Origin of the sequence: Arthrobacter sp. zg-Y40 (genome assembly GCF_020731535.1) — a bacterium.
Lineage (GTDB): Bacteria > Actinomycetota > Actinomycetes > Actinomycetales > Micrococcaceae > Arthrobacter_B.
Genome location: NZ_JAJFZS010000008.1, coordinates 189,197 through 204,213 on the forward strand (window position 1 = coordinate 189,197; position 15,017 = coordinate 204,213).

A 15,017-nucleotide genomic window follows, 5' to 3' on the forward strand; every position below is an offset into this window, starting at 1 on the left:
GGCGACGGTTGTGCCAGCCACTATGATTTTCTGCGCTAAAGGAGTCCCATGTCGGGTGGAGATATTGCCGGTCTGATAGCGGCCGGTGTGTTTGCGGTGCTGGTTGCACTGCTGGCCGTTCCCGTCTGGAAACTGGGGAAGGTTTTCGACGAGATGCGTTCGGCCATCCGGACCCTCAGCGACGAGACCACGCCGTTGATTGACGAGGTGACCACCACTGTGTCCACCACCAACCTGCAGCTGCAGAAGGTGGACGGAATTTCCTCGAACGTCTCCGACGCATCAGCGAACCTGTCCGCCCTGTCTTCGCTGGTCGCAGCCACCGTCGGTTCACCGCTGATCAAGGTCTCGGCCTTCACCTACGGCGTCCGCTCCGCCCTGGCATCCCGCCGCAGCGGACAGGCCGGCGAAGCGGTGCAGGGAACCCGCCGCGGCCGGCGCAGCCGCTAGTACCGCAGCCGTAACCAACCCCAAAGCACAGGAGCCAGTCATGATTAAGCGCGTATTTTGGATGTCAATCGGTGTCGCGATCGGCGTCATCGCCGTCCGCCGGGCCAACGAAGCCAAGGCCAGCCTCAAGCAGGCCGGCATCAACCGCGCTGTCGACTCCGCGGCAGGAGCGGTCCAGAGCTTTGCCGAGGCCCTGCGCGAGGGCATGAGCCAGCGCGAGGGCGACCTGCGCGCAGCACTGGGACTGGACAACACGGATAACGCCGCCGAGGCCATGAGGTCGGCCCGCCGCTAAGGCTGCCGCCAAGGCACCGAGGCACAGCACCACCGCATGCACCTGATCCTGCATGCTGAAACCGAATTACCGGAAGGGTAAAGAAGCACCATGAAGTCCCACGAGATTGCTCGCCGCTGGCTGGATTACTTCAGCGATAAGGGCCATACGGTGGTGCCCTCGGCGTCACTCGTCTCCAACGATCCCTCGCTGCTGTTCACAGTGGCCGGCATGGTGCCGTTTATCCCTTACCTGACCGCACGCGAGAAGGCCCCGTACAGCCGGGCCACCAGCGTGCAGAAGTGCATCCGCACCGCGGACATTGAGGAAGTGGGCAAGACCGCCCGGCACGGCACTTTCTTCCAGATGGCCGGCAACTTCTCCTTCGGTGACTACTTCAAGGAAGAAGCCATCACCTACGCGTGGGAGCTGCTGACTTCCGACGTCGAGAAGGGCGGCTTCGGCCTGGATCCCGAACGCCTTTGGGTCACGGTCTATGAAGACGGCGACGAGCGCGACGACGAGGCCCGTGCCATCTGGCGCGACAAGATCGGCATCCCCAATGAGCGGATCGTCGGTACCGGCAAGGCGGACAACTACTGGAACACCGGCCAGGCCGGTCCCGGCGGCCCCTGCTCCGAAATCTATTACGACCGCGGACCGGCGCACGGGCAGGAAGGCGGCCCCGCCGTCGACGAGACCCGCTACATCGAGATCTGGAACCTGGTGTTCATGCAGTACCAGCTCTCCGCCGTGCGCTCCAAGACCGACTTCGACGTTGCCGGCGAACTGCCGCAGAAGAACATCGACACCGGCCTCGGCCTCGAGCGCCTCGCCATGATCCTGCAGGGCGTGGAGAACATGTACGAGACGGACCAGGTCCGCCCCGTCCTGGACAAGGCCGCCGAGCTCTCGGGCAAGGCCTACACCAGCGCGGAGGACGCCTCCGACCCGCACCACACCGATGACGTGCGCATGCGGGTGGTGGCCGACCACATCCGTTCGGCCCTGATGCTGATCTCCGACGGCGTGAGCCCCTCCAACGAAGGCCGCGGCTACGTGCTGCGCCGCCTGATCCGCCGGGCCGTGCGCGCCATGCGCCTGCTCGGCGTCGAAACGGCCGTGCTGCCGGAACTGCTGCCGGTATCCCGGGACGCCATGAAGGGCACCTACCCCGAGGTTGAGGCCGATTTCGCCCGCATCAGCCGAATTGCCTACGCCGAGGAAAAGGCGTTCCTGCGCACCATTGCCTCCGGCACCGAGCGACTGGAAGAAGCCGTCAAGGTCTCCAAGGCCGCCGGCACCCCGCTGTCCGGCGAGGAAGCCTTCGCGCTGCATGACACCTACGGTTTCCCCATCGACCTCACTCTGGAAATGGCTGAGGAAGCGGGCCTGAAGGTGGACGAAGCAGGCTTCCGTTCGCTGATGTCCGAACAGCGCAAGCGTGCCCAGGCGGACGCCCGCGGCAAGAAGCACGGCCACGCGGACCTCTCGGTCTTCAACGAGCTCCTCGCCGCAGGCAACACGGTCTTCACCGGCTATGACGAGCTGAGCACCGAATCCAAGGTACGCGGCATCATTTCCGGCGGCTCCCGGGTGGACTTCGCCCCGCAGGGCTCGGAAATCTCCCTGGTCCTGGATGAGACCCCGTTCTACGCCGAGGCAGGCGGCCAGGCGGCCGATACCGGCCTGATCACCGGTGACGGCTTCGTCCTGGAAGTGTCGGACGTCCAGCGTCCGGTCAAGGGCCTGAGCGTGCACAAGGCGATCGTCCGTGAAGGCGAAATTGCCGCCGGCGCCAACGTGCTGGCCGCAGTCGACGCCCAGCGCCGCCACGAAGCCGAGCAGGCGCACTCCGGCACGCACATTGTGCACGCCGCCCTGCACCAGATCCTCGGCCCGGAAGCCCTGCAGCGCGGTTCCTTCAACAAGGCCGGCTACCTGCGCTTCGACTTCTCCTGGGGCGAGGGACTTTCCGACGCTGCCAAGTCCGAGATCGAAGAGGTGTCCAACCTCGCGATCCGCAGCAACTACCAGGTCGAGACCAAAATCATGTCCCTGGCCGACGCCAAGGCACTGGGCGCCACCGCGCTGTTCGGCGAAGCCTACGGCGACACGGTGCGCGTGGTGGAAATGAACGGCGACTGGTCCCGCGAACTCTGCGGCGGCACGCACGTGGCCTCCACCTCCCGGATCGGCAGCCTCACCCTGCTGGGCGAGCAGTCCGTGGGCTCGGGCAACCGCCGGGTGGAAGCGTTTGTCGGCATGGACGCTTTCCGCCACCTGGCCGCCGAGCGCGCGCTGGTCAACGAACTGTCCGAAATGCTGAAGGTCCCCTCCGTGCAGCTGCCGGACCGCCTGGCCGCCACCCTGGCCAAGCTGAAGGCGACGGAAAAGGAACTGGAGAAGCTGCGCCGCGAGCAGCTGGCCGCCTCCGCAGCGGCGCTGGTGGGCACCGCAGTGGACGTCGACGGCGTCCGCCTGCTGGCCCACAACGCCGGCGAAGTCGGCGGCGCCGATGATCTGCGCACCCTTGCGCTGGACCTGCGCTCCCGGCTGGGCAGCGAACCCGCTGCCGTGGCCGTGGCCGGCGTTTCCAACAACCGTCCCGTAGTGATCGTTGCCACCAATGAAGGCGCCCGCAGCGCCGGGGTCAAGGCCGGAGCACTCGTGAAGGTTGCGGCCGGCGTCCTCGGTGGTGGCGGCGGCGGTAAGGACGACGTCGCCCAGGGCGGCGGCTCCGACGCCGGCAAGATCGCGGATGCCCTCACGGCTATCCGCGGAGCCGTGGCCGGACGGGGCTAACTTGGCTGATTCTGCTGTTCCGCGGGGCGTAAAGCTCGGGGTCGACGTGGGCCTGGTCCGGGTGGGCCTGGCCGCCAGCGACCCCGACGGCGTCCTGGCCATGCCGGTCAGGACGCTGAAGCGGGACGCAAAGAAAAACAGCGACATCAAAGTGGTGCTGAACGAGGTTGCCGAACGGGGTGCGGTAGAGGTTTTTGTCGGCCTTCCCCGCAGCATGCGGGGCGGTGAAACGGCCTCAACCCAGATGGCACGGGACTACGCGAAGACGCTGGCCGACGCGTTGCTGGCGGCAGGCACCGGACTGGAAGTGCGGCTGGTGGACGAACGCCTGACCACGGTCACCGCGCACCGCTCGCTGCACGAAGCTGGAATGAACAGCCGGAATCACCGTACAGTGGTTGATCAAGCGGCTGCTGTCGCAATTCTGCAGCAGTCTATTGACACACAACGTTCCCTGAACCGGGACGTGGGGGAGCTGGTTACACCGAGCCGGCCGCATCGCCACCGTGATGCAGAGCCGGCCCCGACTGAGGAGTCCACAATTTCGCAGGACATCGAGCGCGAAGGCGGTATCACGCCGTGAGCCACAGATATCCCGAGTACCCCGCCATGGCGGAACCGGACCATGAGCCCGGATACGGCCACGGAGATGAGCTTCCCATGACGCAGTTCTTTGACGAGCCCACCGACCTGCCTACCCGCAGGAGCCAGCGGCCGTCCCGGGAGAAGCAGCGACGACGCCGCCGCCGCACCATCATCATGGTCACCGTGCTGGCCGTTTTCGCCGCCGTCGTGTTCGGCCTCACCATGTTCCTGCGGGACCTGCTGGGCATGAATGAGATCAAGGACTACGAGGGGGCCGGCAACGGCACCGTCGCGTTCACCGTCGCGGAAGGGGACGGGCCCCTGCTGATCGGCGGCAAGCTGGAAGCCGAAGACATCGTGGCCACCTCCAAGCAGTTCGTCAATGCCTTCACCGAGCAGTCGGACGGCCGGGAGATCCAGCCGGGCACGTACGAGATGAAGTACCAGATGTCTTCCTCCGCAGCGGTGGATGCGCTGCTGGGCGACGGCGACAGCCCGATCCACTACGCTGCCGTGCAGCGCGGGCTGCGCCAAAACGAAGTGTTCGAAGTGCTGAACACCTCCACGCAGATTCCGCTTTCGGAGTTCCAGGCGCTGGCTGACGCTCCGCAGCAGTTCGGCCTGCCCGCCCAGGCCGTGAGCCTGGAGGGCTACTTGTTCCCGGGCGAGTACCGGTTCGACGTGGGCATGGAAGCCACGGACATCATCAAGGAGATGGTGGACAACACGTTCGCGGAACTGAAAAACGCGGGGATCACCGATCCGGCCGAGCAGTACCGGGTCCTGACCAAGGCCAGCATTATCCAGGCCGAAGCGGGTGAAGCCGACTACGGCAGCGTTGCCGGTTCCATCGAAAACCGGCTGCACGCCGACAACAAGGAAACCAACGGGCTCATCCAGTCGGATGCCACGGTGACCTACGGGCTGGGCCGCAAGAGCTACGAGCTTACGTCCGACGAGAAAGCCGACAAGTCCAACCCGTACAACACGTACGCCAACCCGGGACTGCCCGTCGGGCCCATCGGTTCGCCGAGCACGGAGGCCATCGAGGCCGCCGCCCACCCCAGTGATGTCCCGTACTACTACTGGGTCACGGTCAACCTGGACACCGGCGAGACGAAGTTCTCCAGCACGCTGGCCGAACACGCCAAGTACGTGGAGGAATACCAGAACTGGTGCAGCACGCAGAAGCCGGGGCGGTGCGGATAGGTGGATCCGACCCTGCGGCGGGCAGCCGTCCTGGGGCATCCGATCGGCCACTCCAAGTCGCCGCTGCTTCACCGGGCGGCTTATGCCTTCCTGGGCTTCGCCTGCAGCTACGAGGCGATTGACCTGACCGCAGAGGAGGCCGCGGCGTTCGCGGCCTCCCTGCGGGGCCAGCCGGCCTGGACCGGGCTTTCCGTGACCATGCCGCTGAAAGCCGTCTTGGTTCCCGCAATGGACCGCACGGACCGCCGGGTTGCGGCCCTTGGGGTCCTGAACACCGTGACCTTCTCCCACGGAGCGGACGGCACCGTCCTCACCGGACACAACACCGACGTCGACGGCATCCTGGGCGCGCTCCGGCGTGCCGGGGCGCCGGAGCATCCCCGCGCCGTCGTGCTGGGCGCCGGCGGCACCGCCTGCGCTGCCGTAGCGGCGCTGGCCGAACTTGGTTCCCCCCGCGTGCAGGTCTGTGCCCGCCGCTTCCCCGAGCCGTCGCCCGGCAACGCCGGAGTGCGCGAGGCAGGGGAGCGGATGGGCGTGAGTGTCTCGGCCCGGGGCTGGGACGAAGCGGCCGCCGCCTGCGCGGAAGCCGACGTCGTCATCTCCACGCTTCCCCCGCACGGCGCCGACGCACTGGCACAGGAACTGCGCGGCATTGTCCCGGGAAGCATCCTCCTGGATGTTGCCTACGATCCCTGGCCGAGCATGCTCGCGCAGGCCTGGTCTGCACACGGCGGCCGGGTGGCTGCCGGCATCGAGATGCTGCTGTACCAGGCGGTGGAGCAGGTGAAGCTGTTCACCACAGATGCCTTCTTCGACGAGCCCGGCGTCACAAACGCCATGTGTGACGCAGTCGGTATCCCGCGGCGCTGAACGGCCCGGCCGGACATGGCAGTATTGAAAGCATGTTGCGTTGGTTGACCGCCGGTGAGTCCCACGGGCCTGCATTGGTTGGAATTGTCGAAGGTGTCCCCGCCGGAGTGGAAGTGGACAGCGCCGGGATCCAGTCCGCGCTGGCCCGCCGCCGGCTTGGCTACGGCCGCGGTGCCCGGATGAAGTTCGAACAGGACGCCGTCCGCATCCTCGGGGGCGTCCGGCACGGAAGAACCCAGGGCGGCCCGGTGGCCATCGAGATCGGCAACACCGAATGGCCCAAGTGGGAACAGGTGATGTCCGCTGACCCGGTGGACCCCTCCGTACTGGCCGATTCCGCCCGCAACGCGCCCCTGACCCGTCCCCGCCCCGGGCACGCCGACTTCACCGGAATGCAGAAGTACGGCTTTGACGAGGCCCGTCCCGTCCTGGAACGTGCCAGTGCCCGCGAAACAGCCACCAGGGTGGCCCTCGGCGCCGTAGCCGCTGCGTTCCTGTCCCAGCTGGGCATCCGCCTGGTCAGCCACACCGTGGGCATCGCCGGCGTCATGGCGCCGCAGGACGCAGCGCTCCCGCTGCCCTCCGACGTTGACGCCCTCGACGCCGATCCCATGCGCTGCTTCGACGCCGGCGTCTCCGCGGCCATGGTTGCCGAAGTGGACGCCGCGCACAAAGAGGGCGAAACCCTCGGAGGCGTGGTGGAGGTGCTGGCCTACGGCCTGCCGCCGGGGCTGGGCAGCTATGTGCACTGGGACCGGCGGCTTGATGCCCGGATTGCCGGTGCCCTGATGGGTATCCAGGCGATCAAGGGCGTGGAAGTGGGTGACGGGTTCCTCACCGCCACGCGCCGCGGATCCGCTGCACACGACGAAATCCTGCAGGACGCCTCCGGCCGCGTGGTCCGGTCCGGGAACCGGGCCGGCGGCATCGAAGGCGGCATGAGCATCGGTGAACTGCTGCGCGTCCGCGCGGCCATGAAACCGATCGCCACCGTGCCGCGCGCCCTGCGGACCGTGGACGTACGCACCTCCGAACCGGCCCGTGCACACCACCAGCGCTCCGACGTGTGCGCCGTTCCCGCCGCCGGCGTAGTGGCGGAAGCCATGGTGGCCCTCGTCCTGGCCGAAGCCGTGATCGAGAAGTTCGGCGGCGATTCCGTGCCGGAGACCGCCCGGAACCTGCGCGCGTACCTGGCGGCCATCCCCGAGTCCCTGGAATCCGCCGGCACCGATGTCCCGCAGTACTGACCGCCGCGGCAGCGCCCGCAGCGGACAGACCCGCCGCACCGGACGCCATGTGGTCCTGATGGGCTTTATGGCCGCGGGCAAGTCGGTGGTGGGCCGCGGCTACGCTGCCCGTGCCGGACTGCCCTTCGTGGATACGGACGAGGCCGTGGTGGAACGCCACGGTCCCATTGCAGACCTGTTCAGTTCCCGGGGGGAGTGCTATTTCCGTGAGGTCGAGGCCCGGACCGTGGCCGCCGCGCTGGAATCGCCGGAGCCTGCCGTCATTTCGCTGGGCGGCGGTGCCGTCCTGGATTCAGGCACGCAACAGCTCCTGGCCAACGTCACGGTAGTGTTTTTGGATACGGACCTGGCAACCGTGCTTCCCCGGATCACCAGGGCAGGCCACCGGCCGCTCCTTTCCCCGGACCCCGTCCGGCGCTGGCAGGAGCTGGCCAAGGTCCGCCGTCCCGTCTACGAATCCCTGGCCGACATCACCATTGACACCAGGGGCCTCACAGTTCCGGCCATCATCGACCGGCTGACTTCCGTCCTCACTAAAGGAGAAGACTAGATGCCCTCCGAACCGACGATCATTCCGGTGACCGGCTCCGCCCCCTCAGACAACTACGATGTCGTCGTAGGCAACGGCCTGCTGGGGCGTCTTCCGGACATGCTCGGAGAACGCGTGCGCCGTGTCCTGGTGATCCACCCCAGGGCACTGCGCACCACGGGGGACACCGTGCGGGACGAACTGGCAGCAACAGGCCTCACGGCCGTGACCGCTGAAATCCCCGACGCCGAAGAAGGCAAGCACATCCAGGTGGCCGCGTTCTGCTGGCAGGTCCTGGGCCAGAACGACTTCACCCGGTCCGACGCCATTGTTGCCGTGGGCGGCGGCGCCGTGACCGACGTTGCCGGTTTTGTGGCTGCCACTTGGCTGCGCGGCATCAAGGTGGTGCACATCCCCACTTCCCTGCTGGGCATGGTGGACGCCGCCGTAGGCGGCAAAACGGGCATCAACACGGCCGAAGGCAAGAACCTTGTGGGTGCGTTCCATCCGCCCGCTGGAGTCCTGGCCGACCTGGATGCCCTGGGCACCCTGCCGAAGAACGAACTGCTCAGCGGCATGGCCGAGGTCATCAAGTGCGGTTTTATTGCCGATCCCGCCATCCTGGACCTGGTGGAAGCCAACCCGGAGGCAGTGGGCGACGGCGGTTCCGACGTCGTGCGCGAACTCGTGGAACGATCCATCCGTGTGAAGGCCGAGATTGTTTCCGCCGACCTGCGCGAAGCCGGCCGCCGGGAATTCCTGAACTACGGGCACACCCTGGGACACTCGATCGAACTGGCCGAACGCTACCAGTGGCGCCACGGTGCGGCGGTATCGGTGGGCCTGGTGTTCGCCGCCGAACTGGGCCGCATGGTGGGGCGCCTGGATGACGCCACGGCGGACCGGCACAAGGAGATCCTGTCCTCGCTGGGACTGCCTGTCAGCTACCGGAAGGACCGTTGGTCCGCCCTGCTGGACGGCATGCGCCGGGACAAGAAATCCCGCGGCGACCTGCTGCGTTTTGTGGTGCTGGACGGTCTGGCGAAACCCTCCATGCTCGAGGTGCCGGACACCTCGCTGCTGTTCGCCGCCTACCAGGAAATTGCTTCCGAGCCGCAGGGCGGGATCCGGCTCAGCCTGTAGCTCCCCGGAAGCGGGTAGAATAGTCGTCGGACTTGAATATATAGACGGACAACGGAAGAGAAACTGTGGCGACGACCAACGACATCAAGAACGGCACCGTGCTGAAGCTTGAAGGCAACCTCTGGAGCATCATCGAGTTCCAGCACGTGAAGCCGGGCAAGGGTGGTGCGTTCGTCCGTACCAAGATGCGCAACGTGACTTCGGGCAAGGTAGTGGACAAGACGTTCAACGCCGGCATCAAGGTCGAGACCGCCACGGTGGACCGCCGCGACTACCAGTACCTGTACCAGGACGGCGAAGACTACGTCTTCATGGACACCTCCGACTTCGACCAGCTCACGGTTCCGGGCAAGATTGTCGGCGACAACGCCAACTTCATGATGGAGTCCATGATGGTCACCATCGCCATCCACGAAGGTTCGCCGCTGTACATCGAACTGCCGCCGTCGGTCACCATGGAGATCACGTACACCGAGCCGGGCCTGCAGGGCGACCGCTCCACCGGCGGCACCAAGCCGGCCACCATCGAGACCGGCTACGAGATCCAGGTTCCCCTGTTCCTGGAGCAGGGCACCAAGGTCAAGGTCGACACCCGCACCGGCGACTACCTGGGACGCGTTAACGAGTGAGCGCACGCAGTAAAGCACGGACCCGCGCACTGGAGGTCCTCTTCGAAGCCGAACAGCGTTCGGTTTCAGCCTTTGATGCCATCAGGGCCCGCCGCGAACAGACTGACCAGACGATCAACCCCTACACCATGGATTTGGTGGAAGGCGTGGTTGCGATGCAGGAACAGATTGACGAGTTCCTGAGCACGTATTCGCAGGGCTGGACGCTTGAACGCATGCCTTCGGTGGACCGCATCATCCTCCGCCTGGGTGCCTGGGAACTTCTCTACAACGACGAGATTCCGGACAAGGTCGCCATCAGCGAAGCCGTGGAACTGGCGAAAACGCTCTCCACGGACGAGTCCCCGGCCTTCATCAACGGCCTGCTGGGCCGGCTGCAGGAATTGAAGCCTTCGCTCCTGGCCTAGGGGGCAGGCAAGTCGGACACAGGCAGTACGTAAAAGGACCGGCCCCCGCGGGGGCCGGTCCTTTTGTATGCCTTACGCCTGTTTTCCTAGACCCGCGCGCCCGCCAGCATGGCCGCACGGATGCCGGTCACTTCGGCCAGCAGGGTGGCCTCGTACTCCTGGTTGGCTGCGACGTCGCGGCCTACGGCAATCTGCTGCCGGGTCAGGGCCAGCCGGGTGGAGCGGCGGATGAACTCCTTCATGGTGCCCGCTGAGCCGTTGAGCCTGGCCCAGCTCATGGCCTGACGGCGCCCGTTGCCGGTGGCGAGCATGCGCACTTCTGCCGGTGTGAACCACCCGGCCATGGCATATTCGTCCAGGCGCCGCAGCGTGAGCCGCTGCTCCTTGCGGCGCAGCATCCACACGCCGGTGACCGCCAGGGCAAACAGCGGGACCTGCAGCAGGAAGTAGAACACAAAGAAGTTGTCCTCGAAGAAGAACGTCGGGCCGCCGTTCCACAGCATGTGGCCCAGGATCGCCGGAATCAGGCCGAGGATGAAGGCCGGCAGAATCCAGCCGCGGCCGGCCCGGCTCGCGGCAAGGCCGAGGGCCAGGCCGGTGCAGGCAGTGAAGAGCACGTGCGCGAAGGGGGAGAGCAGTCCGCGCAGCACAAAGGTGAAGCCCAGGTCCGCGGCGCCCCAGTCGGAACCGACCATGGCCGTACCGAAATAGAGGATGTTCTCCGTAAAGGCGAAACCCGCAGCCACAGACGCTGCGAAGACGATCCCGTCCACGGGACCGTCGAAAATCCGGCGGCGGGCCAGCAGCAGGATCAGGATGCCCAGACCCTTGGCTGTTTCCTCAACCACCGGTGCCTCGAGAACAAGTCCGAGGATTTCGGCAGAGGTGTAGGGCAGGATGTCCAGCAGGGCGAGAGTGAAATACGGGCCGAGCAGCAGGGCGATCACCACCGATACGCCGGCGCCCCAGAGGAAGGAAAACAGCAGGGCGCTGCGCGGTTCCGGTTCCCAGCGGTCCACCCACCAGATGCCGAGGAAGCAAATGCCCAGCGGTATCAGCGCCAGGATGCCGCAGATCACGAAGGCCGGAGAACCGAAACGGTCGATCAGCCCCATGCCGACCCACGCCAGCGCCGCCGCGGACAGGACCGTCAGCACAATGGTGGCCGCCAGGCCCTTGTCGCGGCGGGGTTCCGGAGGTACCCAGAAGGGCTGCACCGGGGCCGGGCCGTAGGCAGGGGCGTACCCGGGAGGCCCGGGGTACTGCTGCGGGGCGGGTTGGAAACCGGGTGCGCTCATGCGTCGGGCCTGCTCATAGGAGACAGAATAGTCACACAACTGACGTTCCGGTTCCGGATCGCGGGGTGCGGCGCGCCCTGTGGTAGCTTGGGTGCGCATTCAACCTTTAAGTTCCGTCCTGTGAGGCGGGGAAGGAGGAAGCGGAAATGGACAATCATACTGTCCCGGTACCCAGCCGTACCGTTCTGTCTTCAGCTGACATAGACCGCGCGCTGACGCGCATTGCCCACGAAATCCTCGAGGCCAACAAGGGCCCTGAAGACCTTGTCCTGATGGGCATTCCCCGCCGCGGATACCCGCTGGCCCAGCGCCTGGCAGCAAAGATTGCCGCAGCATCCCCGGGAGTGGACCCGGCGGCCATTACCGGCCAGCTGGACGTCACCATGTTCCGGGACGATCTTTCCCGCCGCCCCACGCGGCCGCCGTATGCCACCCGCGAACCGGCCAGCGGCATCGACGACAAGGTGGTTGTCCTGGTGGACGACGTGCTCTATTCGGGCCGCACCATCCGCTCCGCCCTTGACGCCTTGGTGGACCTCGGCAGGCCCCGGATTGTCCGGCTGGCCGTGCTCGTTGACCGCGGGCACCGGGAACTGCCCATCCGCGCGGACCATGTGGGTAAGAACCTGCCCACCTCGTCGCGGGAGCAGGTCCGTGTCCGGCTGACCGAGTCGGATACTGCGGAATCCGGCGCTCCCGCCGTCGACGAAGTGGTTATCGAGGGCACTGCATGAGGCATCTGCTCTCCACACTGGACCTCAGCCGGGAAGATGCCCTGGCAATCCTGGACACGGCGGAGCAGATGGCGGCAGTGGGGGAGCGGGAAGTCAAAAAGCTTCCCGCCCTGCGCGGCCGCACCGTGGTGAACCTTTTCTTCGAAGATTCCACCCGCACCCGGATTTCCTTCGAAGCAGCCGCCAAGCGGCTCTCCGCCGACGTCATCAATTTCTCCGCTAAGGGCTCCTCGGTGTCCAAGGGGGAATCGCTGAAGGACACTGCCCAGACACTGGCGGCCATTGGCGCCGACGCCGTGGTGATCCGCCACGGTTCCTCCGGGGCGCCGGCCAGGCTGGCCAACTCCGGCTGGATCGACGCCGCCGTCCTGAACGCTGGAGACGGCACGCACGAACATCCCACCCAGGCCCTGCTCGATGCCTTCACCATGCGCCGGCACTGGGCGCGGCTGCACGGAAACCCGTCCGCCGGGACCGACCTGGCCGGCATGAAGGTGCTCATCGCCGGAGACGTGCTGCATTCCCGGGTGGCGCGGTCGGACCTCTGGCTGCTGCGCACCCTGGGCGCGGAAGTCACCCTGGTGGCACCTCCCACCCTGCTGCCCTTCGGCGTCGGCGCCTGGCCGTGCACGGTCAGTTATGACCTGGACGAGGCGCTGGAAAGCCGGCCCGACGCGGTGATGATGCTGCGCGTGCAGGGGGAGCGGATGGACTCGGCGTTCTTCCCGTCCGTCCGCGAATACTCCCGCCGCTGGGGCCTGGACGACGTCCGGCTGGACCGGCTGGACGCTCTCGGCCTGACGGACACCATCATCATGCACCCCGGCCCCATGAACCGCGGGCTGGAAATCTCCGCCCGGGCCGCGGACTCGCCGCGCTCCACCGTCCTGGACCAGGTCAGTAACGGCGTATCCGTACGGATGGCCGCCCTTTACCTGCTGCTCTCCGGTGAGGGCAGCCACGCACGCACAGCACAGGAGCATTCGCTATGAGCACCACCGGCACCTACCTGATCCGCGACGCCTCGGTGCTCGGCACGGAGCAGGCGGATATCCGCATCGAAAACGGCACCATCACCGCCGTCGGCCCCGGCCTGGACGCCGACGGCGCCGAGGTTCTCAAGGCACACGGCCTGATCGCCCTGCCGGGCATGGTGGACCTGCATACCCACCTGCGCGAGCCCGGCCGCGAAGACGCCGAGACCGTGGAAACGGGCAGCCGCGCCGCGGCCCTGGGCGGATTCACCGCCGTGCACGCCATGGCCAACAGCATGCCTGTCGCGGACACCGCCGGTGTGGTGGAACAGGTCCTGAGCCTGGGCGAACGCGCCGGCTGGGTGGACGTGCGCCCGGTAGGAGCCGTAACCGTGGGCCTGGCCGGGGAACGGCTGGCCGAGCTGGGTGCCATGGCCGATTCCCGTGCCCGGGTGCGGGTGTTTTCCGACGACGGCAAATGCGTCTCGGATCCGGTGCTGATGCGCCGGGCGCTGGAATACGTCAAGGCCTTTGACGGAGTGGTGGCGCAGCACGCGCAGGAACCCCGGCTCACTGAAAGCGCCCAGATGAACGAGGGCGAGGTGAGTGCCGTCCTGGGCCTGGCCGGCTGGCCGGCCGTCGCCGAGGAAGCCATCATCGCCCGCGATGTCCTGCTGGCGAAACATACCGGGTCCCGGCTGCATGTATGCCACCTGTCCACCGCCGGATCCGTGGAAATCATCCGCTGGGCCAAGGCGCAGGGCATCAGCGTCACTGCAGAGGTCACCCCGCACCACCTGCTGCTGACCGATGAGCTGGTGCGCAGCTACGATCCGGTCTATAAGGTCAACCCGCCGCTGCGCACTGCCGCGGACGTGCAGGCAGTCCGCCGCGGACTGGCTGACGGCACCATCGACATTGTGGGCACAGACCATGCCCCGCATCCCAGTGAGCACAAGGAATGCGAATGGGAGCAGGCGGCCATGGGCATGACCGGCCTGGAAACCGCGCTGTCCGTAGTGCAGCACACCATGATCGACACCGGGTTGATGGACTGGGCCGGCTTTGCCCGCGTCACGTCCTCCACACCTGCCCGGATTGGGAATGTCTCCACGCAGGGCCGTCCCCTCGCCGCCGGTGAACCGGCCCATGTCATATTGGTGAACCCAACTGCGCGCCGGACCGTTGACCCTCATAAGATGGCAAGCAAGGGACGCAACAGTCCGTTTGCCGGACTGGAACTGCCCGGCGTGGTCGAGGCGGTTTTCTACGCCGGCCACCCCACGGTCCTGTCCGGCAGGCTGAACACGCCCCACCCCGCTGCCGCAAAGGAATCTTGATGGAACTGCTGTACTTCTTCCTGGGCCTGGCCGCCCTCGTTGTCGTGGTCCTGGGCCTCTTTGCCCTGGGCTGGCGCGGCCGCCGACGACGCCAGCAGGACATGCCCCGCCCCCTGCCGGTGCCGGAGGACCTGTCGGAACCGGGTTTCCAGGCGCTGGGCCAGTACGTGGTCACCACCACCGCCGGCGACTGGCTGGACCGGGTGGCGCAGTACGGACTGGGCGTCAAGTCCAATGCCACCGCCGCTGTCTTCCCCGAAGGCCTGCTGTTTGCCCGGTCCGGGGCCGAGGATCTGTGGATCCCCAAGTCCGACCTGCGCGCGGTCCGGTTGGAGCGCGGAATGGCCGGCAAATTCGTCGAAAAGGACGGCCTGGTCACCGTGACCTGGCAGCTCGGCCCCAAGCGCGTGGACACCGGCTTCCGGACCCGCGCGGGCAGCGACAAGACCCCCCTGGTAAACGCCATAACGAAACTTCTGCCGGAATCGGCCGCCCCAAGCGAGGAACAACTGTGACAGTCCAC

Annotated in this window: 16 protein-coding genes; 15 read left to right on the forward strand and 1 reads right to left on the reverse strand. The window is 66.7% G+C overall.

The window, feature by feature from the left end; genetic code table 11:
* Nucleotides 1-48 precede the first annotated feature (48 nt).
* The 11 genes from LJ754_RS08270 (at nt 49) to nusB (ending at nt 10,148) form a co-directional block, all read left to right on the forward strand.
* A complete protein-coding gene (locus LJ754_RS08270) occupies nt 49-450 on the forward strand; it encodes a DUF948 domain-containing protein (RefSeq protein WP_227911492.1) in 402 nt (133 codons plus the stop codon).
* Nucleotides 451-490: 40 nt separating this feature from the next.
* Complete coding sequence (locus LJ754_RS08275; protein WP_231706207.1) at nt 491-745, forward strand: hypothetical protein; 255 nt, start codon at nt 491-493, stop codon at nt 743-745.
* A gap of 90 nt (nt 746-835) precedes the next feature.
* Nucleotides 836-3,529, forward strand: a complete 2,694-nt coding sequence (gene alaS, locus LJ754_RS08280) for an alanine--tRNA ligase (protein WP_227926221.1) — start codon at nt 836-838, stop codon at nt 3,527-3,529.
* A 1-nt stretch (nt 3,530) separates the two neighbouring features.
* Entirely contained in the window at nt 3,531-4,112 is a 582-nt protein-coding gene (gene ruvX / locus LJ754_RS08285) for a Holliday junction resolvase RuvX (protein WP_227911490.1), read from the forward strand.
* A complete protein-coding gene (gene mltG / locus LJ754_RS08290) occupies nt 4,109-5,323 on the forward strand; it encodes an endolytic transglycosylase MltG (RefSeq protein WP_227926222.1) in 1,215 nt (404 codons plus the stop codon). The genes ruvX and mltG overlap by 4 nt, the downstream gene beginning before the upstream one ends.
* Complete coding sequence (locus tag LJ754_RS08295; protein WP_227911488.1) at nt 5,324-6,193, forward strand: shikimate dehydrogenase; 870 nt, start codon at nt 5,324-5,326, stop codon at nt 6,191-6,193.
* A 32-nt stretch (nt 6,194-6,225) separates the two neighbouring features.
* Nucleotides 6,226-7,440, forward strand: coding sequence for a chorismate synthase (gene aroC, locus LJ754_RS08300; RefSeq protein WP_227911487.1), 1,215 nt, complete (start codon nt 6,226-6,228; stop codon nt 7,438-7,440).
* On the forward strand, nt 7,424-7,990 hold the full coding sequence (locus LJ754_RS08305) for a shikimate kinase (protein WP_227911486.1): 567 nt from the start codon (nt 7,424-7,426) through the stop codon (nt 7,988-7,990). The genes aroC and LJ754_RS08305 overlap by 17 nt, the downstream gene beginning before the upstream one ends.
* A complete protein-coding gene (aroB, locus tag LJ754_RS08310) occupies nt 7,991-9,112 on the forward strand; it encodes a 3-dehydroquinate synthase (RefSeq protein WP_227911485.1) in 1,122 nt (373 codons plus the stop codon). It begins immediately after the preceding gene.
* Nucleotides 9,113-9,177: 65 nt separating this feature from the next.
* Nucleotides 9,178-9,741, forward strand: coding sequence for an elongation factor P (gene efp, locus LJ754_RS08315; RefSeq protein WP_227911484.1), 564 nt, complete (start codon nt 9,178-9,180; stop codon nt 9,739-9,741).
* Nucleotides 9,738-10,148, forward strand: a complete 411-nt coding sequence (gene nusB / locus LJ754_RS08320; protein WP_227911483.1) for a transcription antitermination factor NusB — start codon at nt 9,738-9,740, stop codon at nt 10,146-10,148. Before efp ends, nusB begins: the two co-directional genes overlap by 4 nt.
* Nucleotides 10,149-10,234: 86 nt before the next feature.
* Here nusB and LJ754_RS08325 read toward each other — a convergent pair whose 3' ends face one another.
* Complete coding sequence (locus LJ754_RS08325) at nt 10,235-11,446, reverse strand: PrsW family intramembrane metalloprotease (RefSeq protein WP_227926223.1); 1,212 nt, start codon at nt 11,444-11,446, stop codon at nt 10,235-10,237.
* A gap of 146 nt (nt 11,447-11,592) precedes the next feature.
* Between LJ754_RS08325 and pyrR the strand changes: the two genes are divergently transcribed.
* Genes pyrR through LJ754_RS08345 form a run of 4 tightly spaced genes read left to right on the forward strand, consistent with a single transcriptional unit; the run spans nt 11,593 to nt 15,009 of the window.
* Nucleotides 11,593-12,180: a bifunctional pyr operon transcriptional regulator/uracil phosphoribosyltransferase PyrR gene (pyrR, locus tag LJ754_RS08330; protein WP_227926224.1), complete on the forward strand. Its 588-nt coding sequence runs from the start codon at nt 11,593-11,595 to the stop codon at nt 12,178-12,180.
* A complete protein-coding gene (locus tag LJ754_RS08335) occupies nt 12,177-13,172 on the forward strand; it encodes an aspartate carbamoyltransferase catalytic subunit (protein ID WP_227926225.1) in 996 nt (331 codons plus the stop codon). The genes pyrR and LJ754_RS08335 overlap by 4 nt, the downstream gene beginning before the upstream one ends.
* Complete coding sequence (locus LJ754_RS08340; protein WP_227926226.1) at nt 13,169-14,494, forward strand: dihydroorotase; 1,326 nt, start codon at nt 13,169-13,171, stop codon at nt 14,492-14,494. Before LJ754_RS08335 ends, LJ754_RS08340 begins: the two co-directional genes overlap by 4 nt.
* Nucleotides 14,494-15,009, forward strand: a complete 516-nt coding sequence (locus LJ754_RS08345) for a PH-like domain-containing protein (protein ID WP_227926227.1) — start codon at nt 14,494-14,496, stop codon at nt 15,007-15,009. The genes LJ754_RS08340 and LJ754_RS08345 overlap by 1 nt, the downstream gene beginning before the upstream one ends.
* The last annotated feature ends 8 nt before the right edge of the window (nt 15,010-15,017 follow it).